At 72.3% G+C, this 19,722-nt stretch carries 22 protein-coding genes; 8 read left to right on the top strand and 14 right to left on the bottom strand.

Annotation, left to right across the window (positions count from 1 at the left end; all coding sequences use genetic code 11):
- The first annotated feature begins 396 nt into the window (after window positions 1-396).
- On the top strand, window positions 397-1,311 hold the full coding sequence (locus tag GPA04_RS09970) for a 1,4-dihydroxy-2-naphthoate polyprenyltransferase (RefSeq protein WP_241680718.1): 915 nt from the start codon (window positions 397-399) through the stop codon (window positions 1,309-1,311).
- Here the strand turns inward: GPA04_RS09970 and GPA04_RS09965 are convergent.
- Complete coding sequence (locus tag GPA04_RS09965; RefSeq protein ID WP_156223952.1) at window positions 1,267-1,566, bottom strand: DUF4229 domain-containing protein; 300 nt, start codon at window positions 1,564-1,566, stop codon at window positions 1,267-1,269. The genes GPA04_RS09970 and GPA04_RS09965 overlap by 45 nt on opposite strands.
- Window positions 1,567-1,686: 120 nt before the next feature.
- On the opposite strand from GPA04_RS09965, the gene GPA04_RS09960 reads away from it, so the two are divergent.
- Window positions 1,687-2,043, top strand: coding sequence for a PLD nuclease N-terminal domain-containing protein (locus tag GPA04_RS09960; protein WP_156223951.1), 357 nt, complete (start codon window positions 1,687-1,689; stop codon window positions 2,041-2,043).
- A gap of 40 nt (window positions 2,044-2,083) precedes the next feature.
- On the opposite strand, the gene ccsB is transcribed toward GPA04_RS09960, so the two are convergent.
- From ccsB to GPA04_RS09930, 6 genes are all read right to left on the bottom strand, one after another.
- Complete coding sequence (gene ccsB / locus GPA04_RS09955; protein ID WP_156223950.1) at window positions 2,084-3,040, bottom strand: c-type cytochrome biogenesis protein CcsB; 957 nt, start codon at window positions 3,038-3,040, stop codon at window positions 2,084-2,086.
- Window positions 3,033-4,661 (bottom strand): cytochrome c biogenesis protein ResB, encoded by a 1,629-nt coding sequence (gene resB, locus GPA04_RS09950; RefSeq protein ID WP_156223949.1) that lies wholly within the window; start codon window positions 4,659-4,661, stop codon window positions 3,033-3,035. The genes ccsB and resB overlap by 8 nt, the downstream gene beginning before the upstream one ends.
- Complete coding sequence (locus GPA04_RS09945; RefSeq protein WP_156224107.1) at window positions 4,661-5,383, bottom strand: cytochrome c biogenesis CcdA family protein; 723 nt, start codon at window positions 5,381-5,383, stop codon at window positions 4,661-4,663. Before GPA04_RS09945 ends, resB begins: the two co-directional genes overlap by 1 nt.
- A 53-nt stretch (window positions 5,384-5,436) precedes the next feature.
- Complete coding sequence (locus GPA04_RS09940; RefSeq protein ID WP_241680717.1) at window positions 5,437-6,027, bottom strand: TlpA family protein disulfide reductase; 591 nt, start codon at window positions 6,025-6,027, stop codon at window positions 5,437-5,439.
- Window positions 6,024-6,656: a histidine phosphatase family protein gene (locus GPA04_RS09935; protein WP_156223948.1), complete on the bottom strand. Its 633-nt coding sequence runs from the start codon at window positions 6,654-6,656 to the stop codon at window positions 6,024-6,026. The genes GPA04_RS09940 and GPA04_RS09935 overlap by 4 nt, the downstream gene beginning before the upstream one ends.
- Before the next feature lie 65 nt (window positions 6,657-6,721).
- Complete coding sequence (locus GPA04_RS09930) at window positions 6,722-7,183, bottom strand: MarR family winged helix-turn-helix transcriptional regulator (RefSeq protein ID WP_156223947.1); 462 nt, start codon at window positions 7,181-7,183, stop codon at window positions 6,722-6,724.
- A gap of 81 nt (window positions 7,184-7,264) precedes the next feature.
- Between GPA04_RS09930 and GPA04_RS09925 the strand changes: the two genes are divergently transcribed.
- Entirely contained in the window at window positions 7,265-7,804 is a 540-nt protein-coding gene (locus GPA04_RS09925) for a YceI family protein (protein WP_156223946.1), read from the top strand.
- 95 nt (window positions 7,805-7,899) lie between these two features.
- Here GPA04_RS09925 and GPA04_RS09920 read toward each other — a convergent pair whose 3' ends face one another.
- The 4 genes from GPA04_RS09920 to GPA04_RS09905 form a co-directional block, all read right to left on the bottom strand.
- A complete protein-coding gene (locus GPA04_RS09920) occupies window positions 7,900-8,136 on the bottom strand; it encodes a glutaredoxin family protein (protein WP_156223945.1) in 237 nt (78 codons plus the stop codon).
- A gap of 892 nt (window positions 8,137-9,028) precedes the next feature.
- Window positions 9,029-9,127: a 30S ribosomal protein bS22 gene (locus GPA04_RS09915; RefSeq protein WP_003792170.1), complete on the bottom strand. Its 99-nt coding sequence runs from the start codon at window positions 9,125-9,127 to the stop codon at window positions 9,029-9,031.
- Between the two features lie 82 nt (window positions 9,128-9,209).
- A complete protein-coding gene (locus tag GPA04_RS09910; RefSeq protein WP_156223944.1) occupies window positions 9,210-9,419 on the bottom strand; it encodes a helix-turn-helix domain-containing protein in 210 nt (69 codons plus the stop codon).
- 150 nt (window positions 9,420-9,569) lie between these two features.
- Window positions 9,570-10,748 carry an acetoin utilization protein AcuC gene (locus GPA04_RS09905; protein WP_156223943.1) on the bottom strand — a complete coding sequence of 393 codons (1,179 nt, stop codon included), beginning with the start codon at window positions 10,746-10,748 and terminating at the stop codon, window positions 9,570-9,572.
- Window positions 10,749-10,849: 101 nt separating this feature from the next.
- On the opposite strand from GPA04_RS09905, the gene GPA04_RS09900 reads away from it, so the two are divergent.
- Both GPA04_RS09900 and GPA04_RS09895 read left to right on the top strand, forming a co-directional pair.
- Complete coding sequence (locus tag GPA04_RS09900) at window positions 10,850-12,226, top strand: TrkH family potassium uptake protein (protein WP_241680716.1); 1,377 nt, start codon at window positions 10,850-10,852, stop codon at window positions 12,224-12,226.
- Window positions 12,219-12,917, top strand: coding sequence for a potassium channel family protein (locus tag GPA04_RS09895; RefSeq protein WP_156223941.1), 699 nt, complete (start codon window positions 12,219-12,221; stop codon window positions 12,915-12,917). Before GPA04_RS09900 ends, GPA04_RS09895 begins: the two co-directional genes overlap by 8 nt.
- 2 nt (window positions 12,918-12,919) lie before the next feature.
- On the opposite strand, the gene proC is transcribed toward GPA04_RS09895, so the two are convergent.
- Window positions 12,920-13,744 (bottom strand): pyrroline-5-carboxylate reductase, encoded by an 825-nt coding sequence (proC, locus tag GPA04_RS09890; RefSeq protein ID WP_156223940.1) that lies wholly within the window; start codon window positions 13,742-13,744, stop codon window positions 12,920-12,922.
- 11 nt (window positions 13,745-13,755) lie between these two features.
- Window positions 13,756-14,427 (bottom strand): hypothetical protein, encoded by a 672-nt coding sequence (locus GPA04_RS09885; protein ID WP_156223939.1) that lies wholly within the window; start codon window positions 14,425-14,427, stop codon window positions 13,756-13,758.
- Window positions 14,428-14,473: 46 nt separating this feature from the next.
- Between GPA04_RS09885 and GPA04_RS09880 the strand changes: the two genes are divergently transcribed.
- The 3 genes from GPA04_RS09880 (at window position 14,474) to disA (ending at window position 18,998) form a co-directional block, all read left to right on the top strand.
- On the top strand, window positions 14,474-16,417 hold the full coding sequence (locus GPA04_RS09880; protein WP_156223938.1) for a M3 family metallopeptidase: 1,944 nt from the start codon (window positions 14,474-14,476) through the stop codon (window positions 16,415-16,417).
- A gap of 31 nt (window positions 16,418-16,448) precedes the next feature.
- Complete coding sequence (radA, locus tag GPA04_RS09875) at window positions 16,449-17,837, top strand: DNA repair protein RadA (protein WP_156223937.1); 1,389 nt, start codon at window positions 16,449-16,451, stop codon at window positions 17,835-17,837.
- A gap of 93 nt (window positions 17,838-17,930) precedes the next feature.
- Window positions 17,931-18,998, top strand: a complete 1,068-nt coding sequence (gene disA / locus GPA04_RS09870) for a DNA integrity scanning diadenylate cyclase DisA (RefSeq protein WP_156223936.1) — start codon at window positions 17,931-17,933, stop codon at window positions 18,996-18,998.
- Between the two features lie 9 nt (window positions 18,999-19,007).
- Here disA and GPA04_RS21000 read toward each other — a convergent pair.
- A partial coding sequence (locus GPA04_RS21000) for a hypothetical protein (RefSeq protein ID WP_162458580.1) occupies window positions 19,008-19,722 on the bottom strand: 715 nt, incomplete at its 5' end.

Genomic DNA, 19,722 nt, shown 5'->3' with positions numbered 1-19,722 from the left:
CCACAGGAGTCCACCGGCGGTGAGTTGGGGCCCACCCCCACCGGCGGTGGGATAGGGCCTACCTGACGCCGCCGGCGGTGAGATAGGGCCCACCTGACGCCGCCGGCGGTGAGATAGGGCCCACAGGACGCGACACCGTGGGCGCTAGGTCACCGCCGGTGCGCACTCGTGGGCGCTAAGCCACCGCCGGTGCGCAATCGTGGGCGCCAAGCCACCGCCCGTGCGCCAGCGTGGGCGGTAAGTCACCGCCCGTGCGCCAGCGTGGGCGCCAAGTCACCGCCCGTGCGTCAGCGTGGGCGCCAAGTCACCGCCCGTCCGCCAGCGTGGGCGCCAGGTCACCGCCGCCTCCCGGCCCGGACACGGATCGGGCGTGCCGCCCGGGGGTAGCCTCGTGCGGTGCCTGATCCGACCGGACCCTCGTCACCGACCCGACCGGGACTGCGCGACTGGTTGACCGGCGCGCGCGTGCGGACGTTGCCGGCCGCGGTCGCGCCGGTGGTGGCCGGGACCGGGGCCGCGGCCGCCGTCGGGGGCGCCCATGTCGGCCGTGCGCTGCTCGCCGCGGGCGTCGCGCTGGCGCTGCAGGTCGGGGTCAACTTCGCGAACGACTACTCCGACGGCATCCGCGGCACCGACGACCACCGGGTGGGGCCGCAGCGGCTCACCGCATCGGGAGCGGTCGCGCCGGGTGCCGTGAAGCGGGCGGCGTTCGCTGCGTTCGGCGTCGCCGGGGTGCTCGGGCTGGCGCTGTGCCTGTGGGCGGGGACCTGGTGGCTGCTGGCCGTCGGAGCCCTGTGCGTGCTCGCGGCGTGGTTCTACACCGGCGGCAAGAACCCCTACGGCTACCGCGGGCTCGGTGAGGTCGCGGTGTTCGTGTTCTTCGGCCTGGTCGCCACGGTCGGGACCACCTACACGCAGGCGTTGCAGGTCACCGCGGCGTCCGTGCTCGCGGGATCGGCGATCGGACTCCTCGCGTGCGCGCTGCTGATGGCGAACAACATCCGCGACATCGCCACCGACGTCACCTCCGGCAAGCGCACGCTGGCGGTCCGTCTCGGCGACCGGCGGGCCAGGCTCGGCTATGCCCTGATGCTCGGGGCGGCCCTGGTGCTGGCGGTCGCGGCCGTGGTGGCCGGCGACGGCGGCGCCGCTGCGGCCGCCCTGGCGGTGCTCGCCGCGCCGGTGGTGCTGCTGAGCCGGAAGGTGCTGCGGGGTGCCACCGGCCCGGACCTGATCGCGGTGCTCAAGAGCACCGGGCTGCTGGAGCTAGCGTTCGGCGTCGCGCTGGGACTCGTCCTCTGGCTCGGCTGAGCCCCTGTCCAGGTCCTCGTCCTCCGCGACCGAGTCCGCATCGGGCCGGGTCGGCGCCGGCTCGCGCTCGGCGAACCCCTGCAACGTCTGGGCCGCACGGTCCCGCGGCCCCTTGAGCAGCAGGAACGACAGCAGCGCCCCCACGACGACGGCCACCACGACGAGCAGCAGGCCACGCATCCCCAGCAGGTAGAGCGCACCGCCCGCCACGACGACGAGCAGCACGCGGAGCAGCGTGTAGATCAGCAACGGCACCCGGCCAGCCTAGGTCGTCCATCACCCGGGGGCTCTCCACGCCTCCGGCGGGGACGGTCAGCCGGCGCCCGGAGGCCCGCGCCGTACGGAGACAGGGCGGGCACGACGTAGGCTCTTGGCATGCGTCAGGTGCTCGCTCTGCTGGTCCTCGCGACCGTGATCTACGGGATCGTCGACTGCGCGCAGGCCGACGCCCGCACCCGCCGCAACCTCCCGCTCTGGGTGTGGGTGGCCCTGATGATCCTGCTGCCGTTCTTCGGGACCGTGATCTGGTTGGTCGTGTCCCGGCTCGGCAAGCCCGGCCCCGAGGTGCCTCGCAGCCGCCCCGTCGCGCCCGACGACGACCCGGAGTTCCTGCGTGAGCTCGAGCGACGCCGTCGCGCGGCTCAGCAGAACAACCAGCAGAAGCCGGCCGACGACAGCACGGACGCGGGCGACGCCGTCGAGGACGAGCCCGGACCCACCGAGCCCCGCTGAGCCGAGCCTCGCTCGGCCGACTCGCTGGACCTGCTCGGGCTCAGAGCCCGCTGTAGGAGTGGTTCCCCGGGATGAACACGTTGACGATGTAGAAGTTCGCCAGCAGCGCCACGAACCCGATCAGGGCGAACCACGCGAACCGGTTGATCGACCAGCCGACCGTCGCGCGCACGTGCAGGTACGCGGCGTAGATCAGCCAGATCACCAGCGACCAGGTCTCCTTCGGGTCCCAGCCCCACGGCCGACCCCAGGCGGCTTCGGCCCAGATCGCGCCCGCCACCACCGTGAGCGTCCAGCCGACGAAGGCGACGGCGTTGAGCCGGTAGGCGAACCGCTCCAGCGACTCGGCGCCCGGGAGCTGGGCCATCACGCGGCCGACGAAGCTGGACGGAGGGGCGGGCTCGGCGACCGCGTCGCTCTCGACCGCCGCGTCACCGGCACCCCCGGCCGCCCCGACCCGCACCGGCTGCTGGGCAGCAGGAACGTGGCGAGACTGCCGGTGCTGGACCAGCTGCAGGATCGATGCGCCGGCGGCGATCGAGAACACACCGGTCGAGGCTGCGGCGACCGAGACGTGGATGATCAGCCAGTAGGAGTCGAGGATCGGCTGCACACCGTCGGCCTCGACGAACAGGTGCCAGAACGCCACGTAGAGCACCGCGACGGCGAGGAACGTGACGAAGACACCGAGATAACGGATGTCGCGGCTGCGCTGGATCAGCAGGAAGCCGAGCACCGCGACGAGCGCGAACGTCAGGCTGAACTCGTACATGTTCGCCCACGGGACGCGGCCGGCAGCCAGGCCGCGCAGCACCAGCCCCGCCGCGTGCAGGCCGACGCCCAGCCAGCTCAGCGCCATGCCGATGTTGGCGGCCTTGCGCACCGGGCGCTGCGGGGCGCGGCGGCCCAGCCCCGAGATGTCGACGGCGAAGCTCACCATCGCGATCAGGTAGACCACCACGGCACCCAGCACCAGAGCTGTGCTGATCTCACTCATCGTTCTTGGCCTCCGCCGTTGTCCGTCTCTTCCCGAACGCGCCGGTGACCCGGTCGAGCTCACGCTGCAGGCCGGGGTCGTCGCCCCGCGCCAACGCCGCGGCGTGGACCACGGTACCGCTCGCGCCCTCCTCGATGCGCAGCCAGATCCGGCGTCGGGGCATGAACAACGACGCCGCGAGGCCGAGGAACGCCAGCGCCGCGAACACGCCCATCCACGGCACCGAGGGGTCCCACCGCACGTCGAGGGCAGCGAACCTGCGCAGCTCGGAGAAGGTGACCGCGCCCTGCCCGTCGGGCAGCTCGACCGTGTCCCCCGGGGCGAGCTCGAGCTCCAGCGGGAACTCGGAGCCGTCGGCTGTGACGTCCATCGCCTGCTCGAGCCCGGCGATGTCGAGCGTGAACAGGTTCTGCGGTGCTCCGTCGTCGAGCCCCAGGTCACCGGTCCACAGGTTGAGGATGAGCACCGGGTCCTGCGGCAGCGGGAAGGTCGAGCCGAGCACCGTGCCGTCCTCGGCGCGCAGCGCCGTGGGGTACAGCTGGCCCGAGAAGCCGAGCTGGGGCTCACCGCGGTTGGCGTCGGGCACGAGGATCACACCGGTCGAGGTGTAGGCGGTGTCCTGCGGGAGGAACAGCACCGGCCCGGAGAACGCGACCTCGCCGCTCGCGTCGGTCACGGTGATCACCGGGGCGTAGCCGTTGCCGGTGAGGTACACCCGGGCGCTGCCCACGCTGAGCGGGCTGTTGGGCTCGATCCGCGCCGTCGAGACCTCGCCGTCGCCGCGGGTGAGGGTGACGTCGGCGATGAACTCGTCCGGTCGCGCGGCGTCGGTGAAGCGGGACGTGAACTCCTCCAGCCGGATCCGGAACGGCTCCTGGCTGCCGGAGTCGAACCAGGCGCCCGAGGTGAACGAGTCGTAGTCGACGGCCGAGTTGACCGCGCTGTCGCCCTCGACCACGACCGCCTGGCCGCGGTACTGCACGAGCTGACCCCACGCGGTCACGACCAGCAGCCCGACCAGCGCGAGGTGGAACACGAGGTTGCCGGTCTCGCGGCCGTAGCCGCGCTCGGCGGAGATCTCGACGACGCCGTCGCGGTCGGTCGTCTGTCGCTTGTACCCGCGTCCGAGCACCGACTCCGCAGCCGTGACGGCCGCGCTCAGCGGGGCCGAGGTGCGCAGCCGCGCACGCACCGGGAACCGCGAGAAGTTGCGCGGCACCCGGCTCGGGCCGGTCCGCATCGCCTGTGCGTGCGCGAACGTGCGCGGCACGATGCAGCCGATCAGCGAGATGAACAGCAACAGGTAGACGGCCGAGAACCAGGGCGAGCCGTACACGTCGAACATCCCGATCCGGTCCAGGAACGGGCCGAGGTCGGGGTTGGTCTGCAGGTACTGGGCGACCGCCTCGGGGTTCTGCGGACGCTGCGGGAAGAACGAGCCGGGCAGGGCCACCACGGCCAGGAGCAGCAGCAGCATCAGCGCCACCCGCATGCTCGTCAGCTGCCGCCAGCCCCAGCGCAGCCAGCCGCGGACGCCCAGTGCAGGACCGCGCGGCCCCTCGGAGGCGGCGGGCGCGTCGGCCCCCTCCTGCTTCAGACCCTCGGGTACGTAGCGCGCCATCAGATCACCGTGGTGCTGCCGAGGACGAGACCTTGCAACGCGCTCATCAGTCGCGCCCACAGCCCGCTCACCATCGCGAGCCCGATCAGCACCAGCAGCGCTCCACCGACCCGCATGATGACCAGGCGGTGGCGGCGCAGGAAGCCCAGCAGCCGCTCCGAGGACCGCAGCCCGAGGGCCACCAGCAGGAACGGGAGGCCGAGGCCGAGGCAGTAGCAGACCGTGAGCGCGATGCTGCGCTCGGGGGCGTACGCACCGAGGGCGAGGACCGCCGCGAGGGTCGGGCCGATGCACGGCGTCCACCCCAGGCCGAAGGTGATCCCGAGGATCGGCGCGCTCCAGAGCCCGGCGCGCGGTCGCAGGTGCATCCGGCGCTCCTGCTGCAGGAACGGGATCAGCCCCATGAACGCCAGCCCGAGCACGGCGACCACCACACCGAGCACGCGGTACAGCACGTCCTGCCACTGGAGCATGGCCACGCCGAACGAGAACACCGCCGTCACGAGCACGAACACCAGCGAGAACCCGAGCACGAAGAGCGCCACGCCCAGGACGAGACGGCTACGGGTGGCGCGGGTCGCCGTCGTGCCCTGCGGGGCCGACTGCTCGTTCCCGACCATGCCTCCGATGTAGCCGAGGTACCCGGGCACCAGCGGCAGCACGCACGGGGACGCGAACGAGACGAACCCGGCCAGCAGCGCGACCGGGATCGCGGCCAGCATCGGACCCGAGAACGCGGTGTTCGCGAACCACTCACCGAGGTTGGTCACCCAGGTCACGACTCCGCCAGCACCGTGGTGATCATCGCCTTCAGGGTGCTGCTCTCCGCGAGCCCGATGATGCGGGCGGCCACGCGACCCTCGGCGTCGAGCACGACGGTGCTCGGCATCGCCTGCAACGGCACCAGTCCCTGCAGTGCGGCGACGCCGGAGGCATCGGCGTCGTGCAGCGTCGGGTACGGCATCGCGAAGGTCCGCTCGAAGGCGAGCGCGGTCGCAGGTTCGTCGGTGTGGTTGACGCCGAGGAAGCGCACACCCTCCGGCTCCAGCTCGGTCGAGAGAGCGGCGAGGTCCGGCGCCTCCTTGCGGCAGGGCGGGCACGTCGCGTACCAGAAGTTCAGCACGACCGGCGCCCCGCGCCAGTCGGCCAGGTCGACGGCGTCCCCCGCCATGGTCTGGCCGGCCAGCTCGACCGGGTCCTCGCGCTGGTCGGGCGCCCACTCGGTGGCGGTGCCGTCACCGGAGACGTAGCTGGTGTCGACGCCGTCGGAGTCCTCTGGCGCCTCGTCGCTGCTGCAGGCCGCGAGCGCGCCGGCGCCCAGCAGCCCGACGGCGCCCAGCAGCACCGCGCGGCGGGAGGCGCTCACGTGATCGCCTTCGCGCCCGGCAGCAGGTCGCCCGCTGGCTCGGAGTAGTCGAGGCCCACGAGGGTGCCGCCGTCGAACGACAGCGTGGTGACCGAGGCCAGCGTGCACTGGCGGCGGCGCGGGTCGTGGACGAAGCTGCGGCCCTCGAGCGCGAGCCGGGTCGTCCAGATCGGGTTCTGGTGGGAGACGATGACCGCCTCGTGCCCCTCGGCGGCGGCGCGGGCGGCTCGGATCGCCTCGGTCATGCGGGCGACGATCTGGCGATTCGGTTCACCCCAGGAGGGCTTGAACGGGTTGACGAGGTGGCGCCAGTACCTGGGGTGGGCGAGCTGCGCAGGGTTCGGGCCGAGGTCGAGGCCCTCGAACACGCTGTCGGCCTCGAGCACGCGCTCGTCGGTGTGCACGGGCAGGTCGAGCGTCTGCGCCAGCGGGGCCATGGTCTCCTGCGCACGCTGGAGCGGCGAGGCGACCAGGTGCGTGACGTCCGCGCGGGAGAAGTGCTCGGCCAGCCGCTCCGCCATCCGGTGCCCACGGTCGGACAGGCCGTACCCCGGGAGCCGCCCGTAGAGGACGCCCAGGGGGTTGTTGACCTCGCCGTGGCGCACGAGGTGGACGCGGGTTGCCGGCATGGTCGTAGTCTCGCAAAGGTTCCTGGGACCGCATGACCAGGGCTGCGCCGTCGGGCCCTGAGGGGTCAGACGGGTCGGTCCTCGACGATCCTGGCCGTCACCCTCTCGAAGCCCTCACCGATGGCCGCGAGCTCAGCGGGCGTGAGGACGTCGACCAGGCGTGCGCGCACCGAGGTGACGTGCACGTGCGCTGCCGCGACCAGCGCCGCGTACCCCTCGTCGGTCATCGTGCAGTCGACCCCACGGCCGTCGTCGCACGCGGCCTGGCGGCGGACCAGACCACGCCGCTCCATCCGCGAGACGGTGTGGGTGATCCGTGAGCGTGAGTGCACGAGCCCTTCGGCGAGCACCGACATCCGCAGCGTGCGGTCCGGGCTCTCCGAGAGCCTGACCAGCACCTCGTACTCGTTGAGGGCGAGGTCGGAGCCTGCCTCCAGGTCGTGGTTGAGCGCGGCGAACAGCGCGCTGGTGCCCGTGAGCAGGGAACGCCAGTGACGCTGCTGCTCCAGGTCGAGCCAGTGGGTCATCGATACCTCCTTGACACCATCCTAATTGAATGTTGTACTAGTTGTCTACGCAGACCACACTCGACCAGAAGGAAGACCTCTATGAGCATCCCCGTCGGCACCTACGACATCGACCCGGTCCACTCCGAGCTCGGCTTCACCGTGCGTCACACCGGCATCGCCAAGGTGCGCGGGCGCTTCACGGGCGTCGAGGGCGCCATCACGATCGGCGAGCCCTTCACGAGCTCGAACGTGAGCGTCACCATCGACGCCGCCTCGGTGAGCACCGGCAACGACCAGCGCGACGGTCACCTCGTCTCCCCCGACTTCTGGGACGCCGCGAACAACCCGACCTGGACCTTCGCCTCGACCTCGGTCGAGGGCGACGGCGAGTCCGAGACGTTCACCGTGAACGGCGATCTCACCATCAACGGCGTGACCAGGCCGGTCGAGCTCGCGGTCGAGTACAACGGTGCGGCTGCCGGTCCCGACGGCGCCCAGCGCGTCGGCTTCTCGGCCACCACCCAGATCTCCCGCAAGGACTACGGCCTGACCTGGAACGTCGCTCTCGAGGGTGGCGGCCTCCTGGTCGGCGACAACGTCAAGATCTCGATCGAGGTCGCGGCCGTCAAGCAGGCCTGAACCGGCCCCCACGGTCGCGCCAGCAAACCGCTGAGCGCCCAGTGCGGCAGTCCCCGACCGGGGGCTGCCGCACTTGTGTGTTTCGCCCCGTTCGCTCACCGCAACGCGGCGCGGACCTTCGCCGCGTCGATGCGCCAGTACCCGATCTGGACGTTGTCGACGAGGACCACCGGCACCAGCTCGCCGTAGCGCGCCTGCAGCGTGGGATCGGCGTCGATGTCGATCTCCTCCCACGCGATCCCGTCGGGGTCGCACACCGAGCGGACCACCCGTCGTGCGGCGTCGCACAGGTGGCACCCCTGCCGGCCGAGGAGCTGGACTCGAGCAGCCATGGGACCGACCTTACGACAGCGGCAGTGCGAAGGCCGGGACCCGAGGCGCCGCGGTGCCCTCGACAACCCACCACTCCCCGCCCCCGCGTCCCCCGACCCGACCCCGACCCCATCCCCCGCCACCGCCCTCCCGCCACCGCCCCTCCCGCGCGGAAAGCGCTTTGGGGTCGGCTGGGGCCATGCGGTGGACCGAGGTGACCCCACAGTGGCCCGACGGCCGGCCGGGCACGAGGTGATGTGCTGACGCCGAAGCAGGCGCGGGTTCGGGGTCGGCTGGGGCCATCCCGTGGACCGAGGTGACCCCACAGTGGCACCGACGGCCAGCCGGGCACGAGGGTGATGTGCTGTCGCCGAAGCAGGCGCGGGTTCGGGGTCGGCTGGGGCCATCCCGTGGACCGAGGTGACCCCACAGCGCACCGACGGCCAGCTGGGCACGAGGAGAGTGCTTGACGCCGAAGCCGAGATGGGGTTCGGGGTCACCTCGGTCCATCCGGTAGACCGCGACCACCCCAAAGCGCTTTCCGCGGGAGGGATCGGGCCCGAGGGAGGGCAGGGCAGCAACCGCGGGGATGATCCGGCCGGGGCAGGGAGGGGCAGGGCGGCAGGGCGCGGGGCGGAAGGAGCAGTGCGGCGGCATGCTGGCGGCAAGGCCAGGCAGCGGCGGCATGCTGGCGGCAGGGCCAGGCAGCGGCAGCGTGCTGGCGGCAAGGCCAGGCAGCGGCAGCGTGCTGGCGGAGGGCCAGGCAGCGGCAGCGGCCGCCGGCATGCGAAAGGCCGGACCCTGGCGGGTCCGGCCTCAGCGAGCCCCGAGACGACGGCGAGGTGACCTCAGGGGTCGACCACGCGGGCCTTCGGGGTGAGCACGGGAGCGGCGAACGCTCCGTGCGGACGGCTACTTCTTGTTGCGGCGCTGGTGGCGCGTCTTGCGGAGCAGCTTGCGGTGCTTCTTCTTCGCCATGCGCTTGCGGCGCTTCTTGATGACGGAACCCATGGGGACCTCACTGACATAGATGACTAGGACGGCGGACGCAGACGAGACGCCCGCCCACCAGCGGACCAGTCTACCGGTGCCTTCAGCGAGCCTCTGCCGAGGACTCCGGCAACGGCAAACCCTCGGACAACATCTCGTCGACAGCGGCCTCAGGGACGCGGAAGGACTTCCCGACACGGATCGCCGGGAGATCACCTGCGTGGACCATGCGATACACCGTCATGCGGGAGACCCGGGCGAGCTGGGCGACCTCGGCGACGGTGAGGAATCGCGGCGCACCGGGCTGAGCCATGCGTCCACTCCCTCCACGGCACGTTCGTTCGTGCCACTCCCTGTCCCCGACGTGAGCAGAACTCTAGGGCCTGCCACCGACAAACAGGAAGCCCACGGCTCCTGGCTCCGGCGATCGACGGCGATCTCGCGGGTGCTGCTTCCTGCGACCCTACCGGACCAGCGGGTCCAGGCCGTGCTCGGGGAAGACCGAACGCCTGGTCGCCAGGATGGCCCGGTCGACCGGGTCTTCGGGGTCGTAGCCCTCCTCCCACGGCCGGAAGGTCGCCGGGCGACCCTCGGTCATCGTCGCCGGGCCGTCACGGCCGAGCAGGTCCCCCACGTACTCCAGCCATGCCGGCGGTGTCGGCGACCCGGGGTCGATCGGCGCCCCCGCGACCACCGCGACCAGGTGGGTCCAGGCCCGCGGCACCGTGCTGACGAGGTCGTAGCCGCCGCCCCCGGTGGCGACCCAGCGGCCCTCGGCGAACCGCTCGGCGAGGTCGCACACCATGAGGGCGGCAGCCCGCTGGGCGTCGACCGAGATGTCGAGATCGGTGATTGGGTCGCGCCCGTGCGCATCGGCCCCGTGCTGGCTGACGACCAGCTGTGGTCGCCACTCCTGCGCCAGCGGCTCGACGATCGCCTCGATCGTCCGCAGCCACGCGGCGTCCGCCGTCCGCGGCGGCAGCGCCACGTTGACGGCGAAGCCGCGCGCCCGTGGTCCCCCGGCGTCCTGCGCGTACCCGGTCCCCGGGAAGACGCTCTGGCCGGTCTGATGGACCGAGATCGTCAGCACCCGCGGGTCGTCCCAGAAGGCGCGCTCGACGCCGTCGCCATGATGGGCGTCGACGTCGACGTAGAGGACCCGCTCAGCACCCTCCGCCAGCGCGGCCGCGATCCCGACCGCGACGTCGTTGTAGACGCAGAACCCCGAGGCCGAGCGCGCCATCGCGTGGTGCATGCCGCCGGCGGGGTTGACCGCGCGCACCTTCTCACCCCGCCACACCGCGCGGGTGGCGGCGACCGTGCCGCCCACGATCCGCGCGCTGGCCTCGTGCATGTGCGCGAACACCGGGTTGTCGGGCCCACCCAACCCCCAGCGCGAGGGCGGGTCGCCGGCGTCCTCGGCGCGGACGTGGTCGATGTACTCCTGCTCGTGGACGAGGCGCAGCGTGGCGTCGTCGACCGGTTCGGGGGCGACCACGTCCAGCCGGTCGAGCAGCCCGAACGCGGAGACCAGCTCCATCGTCAGCCGCAGCCGCAGCGGAGACATCGGGTGGCCGGGACCGAAGTCGTAGCTCAGCAGCTCCGGGGTCCACAGCAGCATCGCGCGCTCGTCTGCCGCCATGCGGGCCACGCTATCGCCCCGACGCCCCGGTGAGGTGGCACAGTAATGCCCGACAACTCCCGGCGTGGATGGCGCGGTCGGGTCGAGCGGGAGGGGACGAGGTGGCGCGTGAGCTGCCGGCGTTCGTCTCGCGCGTGCGTGACTCGATCGACGCCGTCGCCCGGCGCTCCCCCGCCCGGCTGACGCTGCTCGTCTTCCTCGGCGTCGTCGCGATCGAGACGGCGTTGCTCTCGCTGCCGATCGCGACCTCCTCCGGCCAGCGCGCACCCTTCGTCGAGGCCCTGTTCATGGCGACCTCCGCCGTCTGCGTCACGGGTCTGGTCACGACCGACGTGCCGACGTACTGGTCGGAGTTCGGCCACGTCGTGATCATGTTCGGGATGATGGTCGGCGGTCTCGGCGTGATGACGCTGGCCTCGATCCTCGGTCTGGCGGTCTCGCGCCGCATGGGCCTGACGACGAAGCTCCTCGCCGCCGCCGAGACCAAGCTCACGCGGCTCGGCGAGGTGGGCTCGCTGGTGCGGGCGGTCATCGGCGCCAGCCTGGTCCTCACCCTCGGGCTGTGGCTGATCTTCGTGCCCCGGTTCCTCGCCGAGGGCTTCGGGCTGGGCGAGGCGCTGTGGCAGGGCTGGTTCATGGCGGTGTCGGTGTTCAACAACGCGGGCATCCTCATCCTCGACGGCGGGCTGCAACCGTTCGTCAGCGACTGGTGGATGTGCCTGCCGATCATCGTCGGCACGTTCGTGGGCGCCGTCGGGTTCCCGGTGATCCTCTCGGTCGCCTCGAGCTGGCGGAACCCGCGCCGGTGGTCGTTGCACGCCAAGCTCACGATCGCCACGAGCCTGGGGCTGTGGCTGCTCGGCGTCCTGCTGATCGGCGCCTTCGAGTGGAACAACACCGAGACGTTCGGCAGGCTCCCCCTGCACGGTCGCGTGCTCGCCGCGATGGTCGCCGGCATGACGCCCCGCTCCTCCGGGTTCTCGACCGTGGACATCGCCGACATGAGCGAGGCCACCTGGTTCATGCAGGACGCGCTGATGTTCATCGGAGGTGGCTCGGCCTCGACCGGTGGCGGCATCAAGGTGACCACGTTCGCCGTCATGCTGCTCGCGATCTTCGCGGAGGCGCGCGGCGACCGCGACATCGAGGCGTTCGGGCGACGGGTCGAGGGCGGCGTGGTCCGGCTCGCGATCGCAGTCGCCTTCATCGGGGCGACCTTCGTGGGTCTGGCAGCGCTCGCACTGCTGATCCTGACCGACCTGCACCTGGATGTGATCCTGTTCGAGGTGATCTCCGCGTTCGCCACATGCGGCCTGAGCACGGGTATCACCGCGTCGCTGCCGGACTCGGCGAAGTACGTGCTGATCGCGCTGATGTTCGCGGGACGCACGGGAACAATGACACTCGCGGCCGCGCTCGCGCTGCGCAACCGGCGCCGCGTGATCCGACTGCCTGAGGAAAGGCCGATCATTGGCTGACGACCGCCCCCGCGGCAACCCCACGAAAGGCCCCGAGCCGACCGCCGACTCCGGCGTGCTCGTGATCGGCCTCGGCCGCTTCGGTGCCGCGATCGCGCTCACGCTCGACAAGCTGGGCCGCGACGTGCTCGGCGTCGAGAAGGACGCCGAGCTGATCCAGCAGTGGTCCGACCGGCTGCCGCTGGTGGAGGCGGACGCCTCCAACCCCGAGGCGCTGATCCAGGTGGGCGCGAAGGACTTCCCGGTGGCGGTGGTCGGCGTCGGCACCTCGATCGAGGCCAGCGTGCTGATCACCGGCAACCTCGTGGACCTCGGCACACCGCTGATCTGGGCGAAGGCGATCTCCGCCGAGCACGGCCGCATCCTGCAGCGCATCGGCGCGCACCACGTGGTCTACCCCGAGTGGGACGCCGGCACCCGGGTGGCGCACCTGGTCTCGGGCCGGATGCTGGACTTCATCGAGCTCGAGGACGGCTTCACGATCGTCAAGATGCGCCCGCCGAAGGAGACGTGGGGCTTCACCGTCGGCGACCTGCACCTGCGGTCGCGCTACGGGATCATGGTCGTGGGCGTGAAGGCCCCCGGCAAGCCGTTCGAGTACGCCACGCAGGAGACCCGCATCGACGCCGAGGACACCCTGATCCTCTCCGGCGACACCACGCTGCTCGAGAAGTTCGCGAGCCGCCCCTGAGGTCAGGAGGGGTCGGTCCTGCCCAGCTCGGCCGCGCGCTCCCACGCCTTGCGCACGGCGTGCCCGACGGCGTCACGCACCCCTCGCTCGTCGAGCTCGGTGATCGCGGCGAGGGTCGTGCCACCTGGTGAGGTGACCCGCTCACGCAGCACGGTGGGATCCTGGTCGGACGCCAGCGCGAGCTCGGCCGCGCCTGCGACCGTGTGCCGGGCGAGCCGGAGCGCGAGCTCGGGCTCGAGCCCTCCGGCGACGCCGGCGTCACGCATCGCCTCGAGCAGGTAGAACACGTACGCGGGCCCGGAGCCCGACACCGCGGTGACGACGTCCTGCTGCGCCTCGGGCACCTGGACCGTCTCGCCGGTCCCGGCGAGCAGGCCGGCCACGAGATCGAGGTCGCGCTGCTGCGCCGCGCCACCGGCGCTGAGGGCCGCGATACCGCGCCCGATCGTCGCCGGGGTGTTGGGCATCACCCGCACCACGCGGGTGCCGGCGGGCAGCCGGCGGGCCAGATCCGCCGTCGTGATCCCGGCGGCGACGCTGACGACCAGGGCGTCCGGCGACAACGTCTGGCCCAGGTCGGCGCAGACCCCGGGCACGTCCTTCGGCTTGACGGCGAGCACGACGACGTCGCTGCCGGCAGCCGCCTCGGCGTTGCCGGCCGCCCACCGCACGCCGTGCCGCTGCGCGACGGCGCGACCGTGCTCCTCGCGTCCGTCCGTGACGGTGACCCGCTCGGCGCCCACCGCCGCCACCAGCGAGCCCAGCACGGCCTCACCCATCACGCCCGCGCCCACGAGGGCGACGGTCGGCTGGTCTCGCTCGGCCATCGGTCCTGCGCTCACAGCGGGAACGCGTCGTAGAACGTGCGCGTGGACCCGCTCGGGCCCTCGATCACGAACGCCAGCGTGCTGTTGGTCCAGATCGTGCGCTCGGTCGTCTCGTCGACGGCGACCGTCGTGAACGTGCCCACGGCCTCGCCGGCCACGAGCACGTCGCCGGACTCGGTGGCGGTGGCATCGCCCAGGAGCGAGGTCGCCGCGGCGGAGCTCTCCGCGGCCGTGGACCACTGCCCCACCTGGAGCACGACCTCCGAGCCCGTGCTGGAGTAGGTCAGCTGCCACCCCTCGAGCGCCTCCAGCTCGAGCATCGCCGCCGACTCGACCTGCTCGCTCACGGCGTAGCCGAGCACCGCGCCCGGGAGCGCGGCGAGCAGCGCGGTCGAGGTGTCGCGCTCGATCGGGTCCTCCGCCGGGGTCGGCGGCGGCCCCACCACGGTGGTCGTCTCGACCGTCAGCGGCTCCTGCTGCCCGCGCCCCTGCGTCAGCAGCAGCGCCGCAGCCACGATCACCAGCACCGCCACGGCCGCGCCCAGCAGGATCACGAGACGACGGCGACCCCACAGGCCGGGCGAGGCTCCGCCGTCGGTCTCGGCGCGCGAGCGCCGGGATCGACGACTGGTCTCGCCCTCCTCGCCGGTGTCGACGGGATCGAGGGGGGACGGATCGGTCACCCGGGCAACGATAGTGGTGTCGGATGGGGCGCATAGGCTTGCGGCCGTGACCGACGCACCCGCTGGACCCGCACCGCTGAACCTCCCCGCCCCCGAGGGCGCGGCCGACTGGCTGGCCGAGCGCACCACGACCCTGCTCGCGCAGGCCCGCGAGGGCATCGCTGCGCTCAAGCGCGACCGCCCCACCGATCCCGCCGAGGCCGCGGCCCGCTGGAACGACCTCGAGCTGACGCTGACCAACCTCGCGGCGCCGGCCCACACGATGTCCGAGCTCCATCCGGACGAGGCCACCCGCGCGCGTGGTGACGACGCCGTGCAGGAGGTCGAGCGGCTGCGGACCGAGCTCTCGCTCGATCGCGACCTGTTCGAGGTGTTCAGCGCCCTCGACCCGGCGGCCGTCGCGGCGACGGACCCGCTCGCGGCGCGACTGCTCGTGCGCGTGGTGCGTGACTTCCGCCGATCCGGCGTCGACGGCGACGAGGCCAGCCGCGCCCGCGTCACCGAGATCTCTGAGCGCATGGTGCAGCTGAGCCAGGAGTTCGGAAAGAACATCCGCGACGACGTCCGCTCGATCCGGGTGACGCCGGACCGGCTGGCCGGGCTGCCGCAGGACTGGATCGACGCGCACCCTGTCGGCGATGACGGGCTTGTCGAGGTCACGACCGACTACCCCGACTACGTGCCGTTCATGATGTTCGCCGACGACGCCGAGTCCCGCCGTCGGCTCTCGATCGCCTACCTGAGCCGCGCGTGGCCCGACAACGACGCGCTGCTCCAGGAGCTGCTGGGGCTGCGCCGGGAGTTCGCCGCGCTCGTGGGGTACGCCAGCTGGCCCGACTACGACACCGAGGTCAAGATGATCGGGTCGGGCTCCGCCGTCGCGGAGTTCATCGACCAGATCGCCGAGGCGTCGGCCGAGAGCGGGAAGCGCGACGTGGCTCTGCTGCTGGAGCGGTTGCAGCAGGACCGCCCCGAGGCCACCACGATCGACCGCGCCGACGCCGGCTACTACACCGAGAAGATCCGCAAGGAACGGTTCGACGTCGACGCCCAGGACGTGCGGCGCTACTTCGACTTCACGCGCGTGCGGGACGGTCTGCTCGAGGTGACCGGGCGGCTGCTCGGGCTGGACTACCGGCCAGCACCTGACGCGGTGCTCTGGCACGAGGACGTCGACGCCTACGACGTGCACCTGACCGAGAACGGCGAGCGCGTCGGGCGGATCTATCTCGACCTGCACCCGCGCGAGGGCAAGTACAAGCACGCCGCCCAGTTCGACCTGCAGCCGGGTGTCGCCGGCCGCCAGCTGGCCGAGGGCGTGCTGGGCTGCAACGTGGGCACGGGCCTGATCGAGCACGACGACGTCGTGACCCTGTTCCACGAGTTCGGGCACCTGGTGCACCACGTGCTGGCGGGGCGTGGGCAGTACGTGCGCTTCTCGGGCGTCGCGACCGAGTGGGACTTCGTGGAGGCTCCGAGCCAGCTCCTGGAGGAGTGGGCCTGGGACGCCGACGTGCTGCGCTCGTTCGCGACCGACGCCGAGGGCAACCCGATCCCGGCCGAGCTGGTGGCGCGCATGCGCACCGCCAACGACTTCGGCAAGGGCTCCGACGCCCGTACCCAGATGTTCTACGCGGCGCTCTCGTACTACCTGCACGCCGAGCAGACGCCCGACATCACCGCGCGCACCAAGGAGCTGCAGGAGGCCTACTCGCTGTTCCCGTTCATCGATGGCACCCACATGGCCGCCTCGTTCGGGCACCTCGACGGCTACTCCTCGGGCTACTACACGTACATGTGGTCGCTCGTGATCGCCAAGGACCTGTTCTCGGCGTTCGACCGGTCGAACATGTTCGACCCCGAGGTGGCCCACCGCTACCGCGACGTGGTGCTGGCGCCCGGTGGTCAGAAGGACGCCGCCGAGCTGGTCGCGGACTTCCTCGGCCGCCCCTACTCGGTCGACGCCTTCGCCGCCTGGCTCGCCGAGTAGTCCTGTCGGGGGCGGCGGGTAGGTTCGCCGGGTGAGTGCCAAGACCGCTGCCAAGCCCGCCCGTGCGGGTTTCACCTGCTCCGAGTGCGGCTGGAACGCGCCCAAGTGGGTGGGTCGCTGCGGCGAGTGCCAGGCGTGGGGCACGCTGGTCGAGGCCGGCGGACCTGAGGCCACCGGCCCCCGCACCGCGACGACCCGGCCGGGCGCACCCGCGCAGGCGATCGCGGACGTGGATGCGCACGCCGCCGCCTACCGCCCCACGGGCGTCGGCGAGTTCGACCGGGTGCTCGGGGGCGGCATCGTGCCCGGCGCCGTGGTGCTGCTCGCCGGCGAGCCCGGCGTGGGCAAGTCGACCCTCCTTCTCGACGTCGCCGCCCGAGCCGCCGACGGCGGAGCGAAGGTCTTGTACGTCACGGGCGAGGAGAGCGCGGCCCAGGTCAGGCTCCGCGCCCAGCGCATCGGAGCGCTGCGGCCCACGCTGATGCTGGCCGCCGAGACCGACCTGGGTCGGGTGCTCGGCCACATCGAGGCGCAGCAGCCCGAGCTGCTGGTCGTGGACTCGGTGCAGACGATCGCGTCGGCCCAGGTCGATGGGTCGGCCGGGGGCGTCTCGCAGGTGCGGGAGGTCGCGGCGGCGCTGATCTCGGTGGCCAAGCGCACCGCGCTCCCGGTGGTGCTGGTGGGCCACGTGACCAAGGATGGCGCGATCGCCGGGCCGCGCGTGCTCGAGCACCTCGTCGACGTCGTGTGCCAGTTCGAGGGCGACAAGCACGCCCAGCTGCGGCTGGTCCGCGCCGTCAAGAACCGGTTCGGGTCGGTCGACGAGGTCGGCTGCTTCTCGCTCGACGAGGCCGGCATCCACGGGTTGCCCGATCCCTCGGGGCTGTTCCTGTCCGGTGGGCGCGACGCCGTGCCGGGCAGCTGTGTCACCGTCACCCTCGACGGCCGGCGCCCGATGCCGATCGAGGTGCAGGCCCTGCTCGCCAAGACCACGGCGCCGCAGCCCCGCCGCGCCACGCACGGGCTCGACTCCTCACGGGTCGCGATGACGCTCGCGGTGCTCTCCGCCCGACTCGGTCTCGACGCCTCGGGGTTCGACACCTACGTCTCCACCGTCGGCGGCTCGCGGGCCCAGGAGCCCGCCGTCGACCTCGCGGTGGCGCTCGCGGTCGTGAGCTCGCGCCGCGACGAACCGCTCGCCGAGGGCCTGGTCGCCGTCGGCGAGATCGGGCTGGCGGGTGAGCTGCGGCCCGTGGTCGGTACCGGCCGGCGGCTGGCGGAGGCGCGGCGGCTCGGCTTCACGCGCGCGATCGTGCCCGCCCGCTCGGAGCTGCTCGGCGGCCCGCCCGCCGGGATGTCGGTGACCGAGGCACCCGACCTGCGCGCCGCCGTCGGGGCTGCGCTGGCGGCGAAGGGCTGAGGCGAGATCATCCACGAGGTGGAGGGCACAGCTCGGAGTCCCGCCTAGACTCTCGCCCAGACCAGCCGCTGGACGCAGGAAGGAAGTGCGGAGTTGCCCACGCCGTCGCTGCGCGAGATCTTGGGCTGGGTCGCCCCTGGCACCGAGCTCCGTGACGGGCTGGAGCGGATCCTGCGCGGCCGCACGGGTGCGCTGATGCTGCTGGGGTACGACTCCGTCGTCGAGAGCATCTGCACCGGTGGCTTCGAGCTCGACGTGGAGTTCTCCTCGACCCGGCTGCGCGAGCTCGCGAAGATGGACGGCGCGATCGTGCTGGACGCGAAGGCCACGCGGATCCTGCGTGCCGCCGTCCAGCTGCTCCCGGACTCGGCGATCGAGACCACGGAGTCCGGCACCCGCCACCGCACCGCCGAGCGCGCCGCGAAGCAGACCGGCTTCCCCGTGATCTCGGTGAGCCAGTCGATGCGGATCGTCGCGCTCTACGTCGGCGACCAGCGCTACGTGCTCGAGGACTCCGACGCGATCCTGTCCCGCGCGAACCAGGCGCTCGCCACGCTCGAGCGATACAAGGAGCGCCTCGACGAGGTCGCCGGCACCCTCTCGGCGCTGGAGATCGAGGACCTCGTCACGGTCCGCGACGTCGCCGCCGTGGTGCAGCGCCTGGAGATGGTCCGCCGGATCTCGGTCGAGATCGACGACTACGTCATCGAGCTGGGCACCAACGGCCGGCTGCTGGAGCTGCAGTTCGACGAGATGAGCGGCGGCATCGGCTCCGGGCTGGAGCTGGTGGTGCGCGACTACCTCGACGAGCGCTCGGCACGCACGCTCGCGGACGTGCTGGGCGACCTCGCGGCGCTCGACTCCTCGCAGCTGCTCGACCTGTCCCTGATCTCGCGGGTGCTGGGCCTGGGCGGGCGCCAGGGCGAGGCGCTCGACTCGGCGATCGCTCCTCGCGGCTACCGCATGCTGATGCGGATCCCCCGGCTGCCCTCCACGGTGGTCACGGCGCTGGTCACGCACTTCGGCTCGCTGCAGCGCATGCTCTCGGCCACCATCGAGGACCTCGAGGTCGTCGACGGCGTGGGCACCCAGCGCGCCCGTTCCGTCCGCGAGGGGCTGTCCCGCCAGGCCGAGTCGAGCCTGCTGGAGCGCTTCTCCTGAGCCACCGGCTCAGACGATCGTGAAGGGCTGCTCCACGGTCGCGACGACCTCGGGCGCCTCGTCGACGCTCATCAGCGTGACGACCGCGCGGTAGGTGCCGGCGGCCGCGACCGGCTGCCCGTCGGGGCACCCGGAGGCGCTGCGGGTCCCGGTCCAGCGGAAGCTGGTGACGTCCTCGCTCGCGACGTCCAGCAGGATGCGTCGCGCGCCGGCGGAGGCGCAGTGCTGCGACGTCCACACCATGTCCTCCCCGGAGTAGATCGTCAGCACCAGCTGGGCGCCGACGTCCACGAGGCAGGGCACCTGGCCCGTGTTGGTCACGGTGACGGGCATGGCGGTGGTGCCTCCGGCCGCCACCGTGGTGCTGGCGAGATCGACCGTGAGGCCGATGGCGCTGGGGCGGCAGTCGACCGGGTTCGCGAGCTCCTCCTCGGTCGGAGGCCCGGGCGGTGCCTCCTCGAGGTCCTCGGCAGCGATCGGGGTCGAGCTGACGAGGCGGGGCAACGTCTCGTCGGCCGCCGCGAGCGCGTCGGTCGCGGCCCGCACCCCGAAGGCGACGCCCACGACGAGCGCGAGCAGGAGGGTCAGAGCGAGGAGCCGCCGACGGCGGTAGGTGGCCTTGCCCGTGCCGGAGGCCGCGCGGGCCGGTCGAGCGGGCGCGGCCGCGCGGGCACCCGACCGCGCGGGCGCGCCCGTGCGAGCGCCGCTCCGGGCCGGCGTGCTG

This window comes from Pseudactinotalea suaedae (assembly GCF_009733815.1).
Classification (GTDB): Bacteria; Actinomycetota; Actinomycetes; order Actinomycetales; family Beutenbergiaceae; genus Pseudactinotalea; species Pseudactinotalea suaedae.
Note: the sequence above shows the minus strand (reverse complement) of the source record. Positions and strands in the feature narration are given on the sequence as shown.

Coding starts and splice junctions, on each gene's coding strand:
- GPA04_RS09960 (WP_156223951.1), top strand. CDS start 1,687: ATGCGTCAGGTGCTCGCTCTGCTGGTCCTCGCGACCGTGATCTACGGG.
- GPA04_RS09920 (WP_156223945.1), bottom strand. CDS start 8,136: ATGGCTGCTCGAGTCCAGCTCCTCGGCCGGCAGGGGTGCCACCTGTGC.
- GPA04_RS09930 (WP_156223947.1), bottom strand. CDS start 7,183: ATGACCCACTGGCTCGACCTGGAGCAGCAGCGTCACTGGCGTTCCCTG.
- resB (WP_156223949.1), bottom strand. CDS start 4,661: ATGGCGCGCTACGTACCCGAGGGTCTGAAGCAGGAGGGGGCCGACGCG.
- proC (WP_156223940.1), bottom strand. CDS start 13,744: ATGGCCGAGCGAGACCAGCCGACCGTCGCCCTCGTGGGCGCGGGCGTG.
- ccsB (WP_156223950.1), bottom strand. CDS start 3,040: ATGAGTGAGATCAGCACAGCTCTGGTGCTGGGTGCCGTGGTGGTCTAC.
- GPA04_RS09935 (WP_156223948.1), bottom strand. CDS start 6,656: ATGCCGGCAACCCGCGTCCACCTCGTGCGCCACGGCGAGGTCAACAAC.
- GPA04_RS09925 (WP_156223946.1), top strand. CDS start 7,265: ATGAGCATCCCCGTCGGCACCTACGACATCGACCCGGTCCACTCCGAG.
- GPA04_RS09945 (WP_156224107.1), bottom strand. CDS start 5,383: ATGCTGGCCGCGATCCCGGTCGCGCTGCTGGCCGGGTTCGTCTCGTTC.
- GPA04_RS09905 (WP_156223943.1), bottom strand. CDS start 10,748: ATGGCGGCAGACGAGCGCGCGATGCTGCTGTGGACCCCGGAGCTGCTG.
- GPA04_RS09915 (WP_003792170.1), bottom strand. CDS start 9,127: ATGGGTTCCGTCATCAAGAAGCGCCGCAAGCGCATGGCGAAGAAGAAG.
- GPA04_RS09910 (WP_156223944.1), bottom strand. CDS start 9,419: ATGGCTCAGCCCGGTGCGCCGCGATTCCTCACCGTCGCCGAGGTCGCC.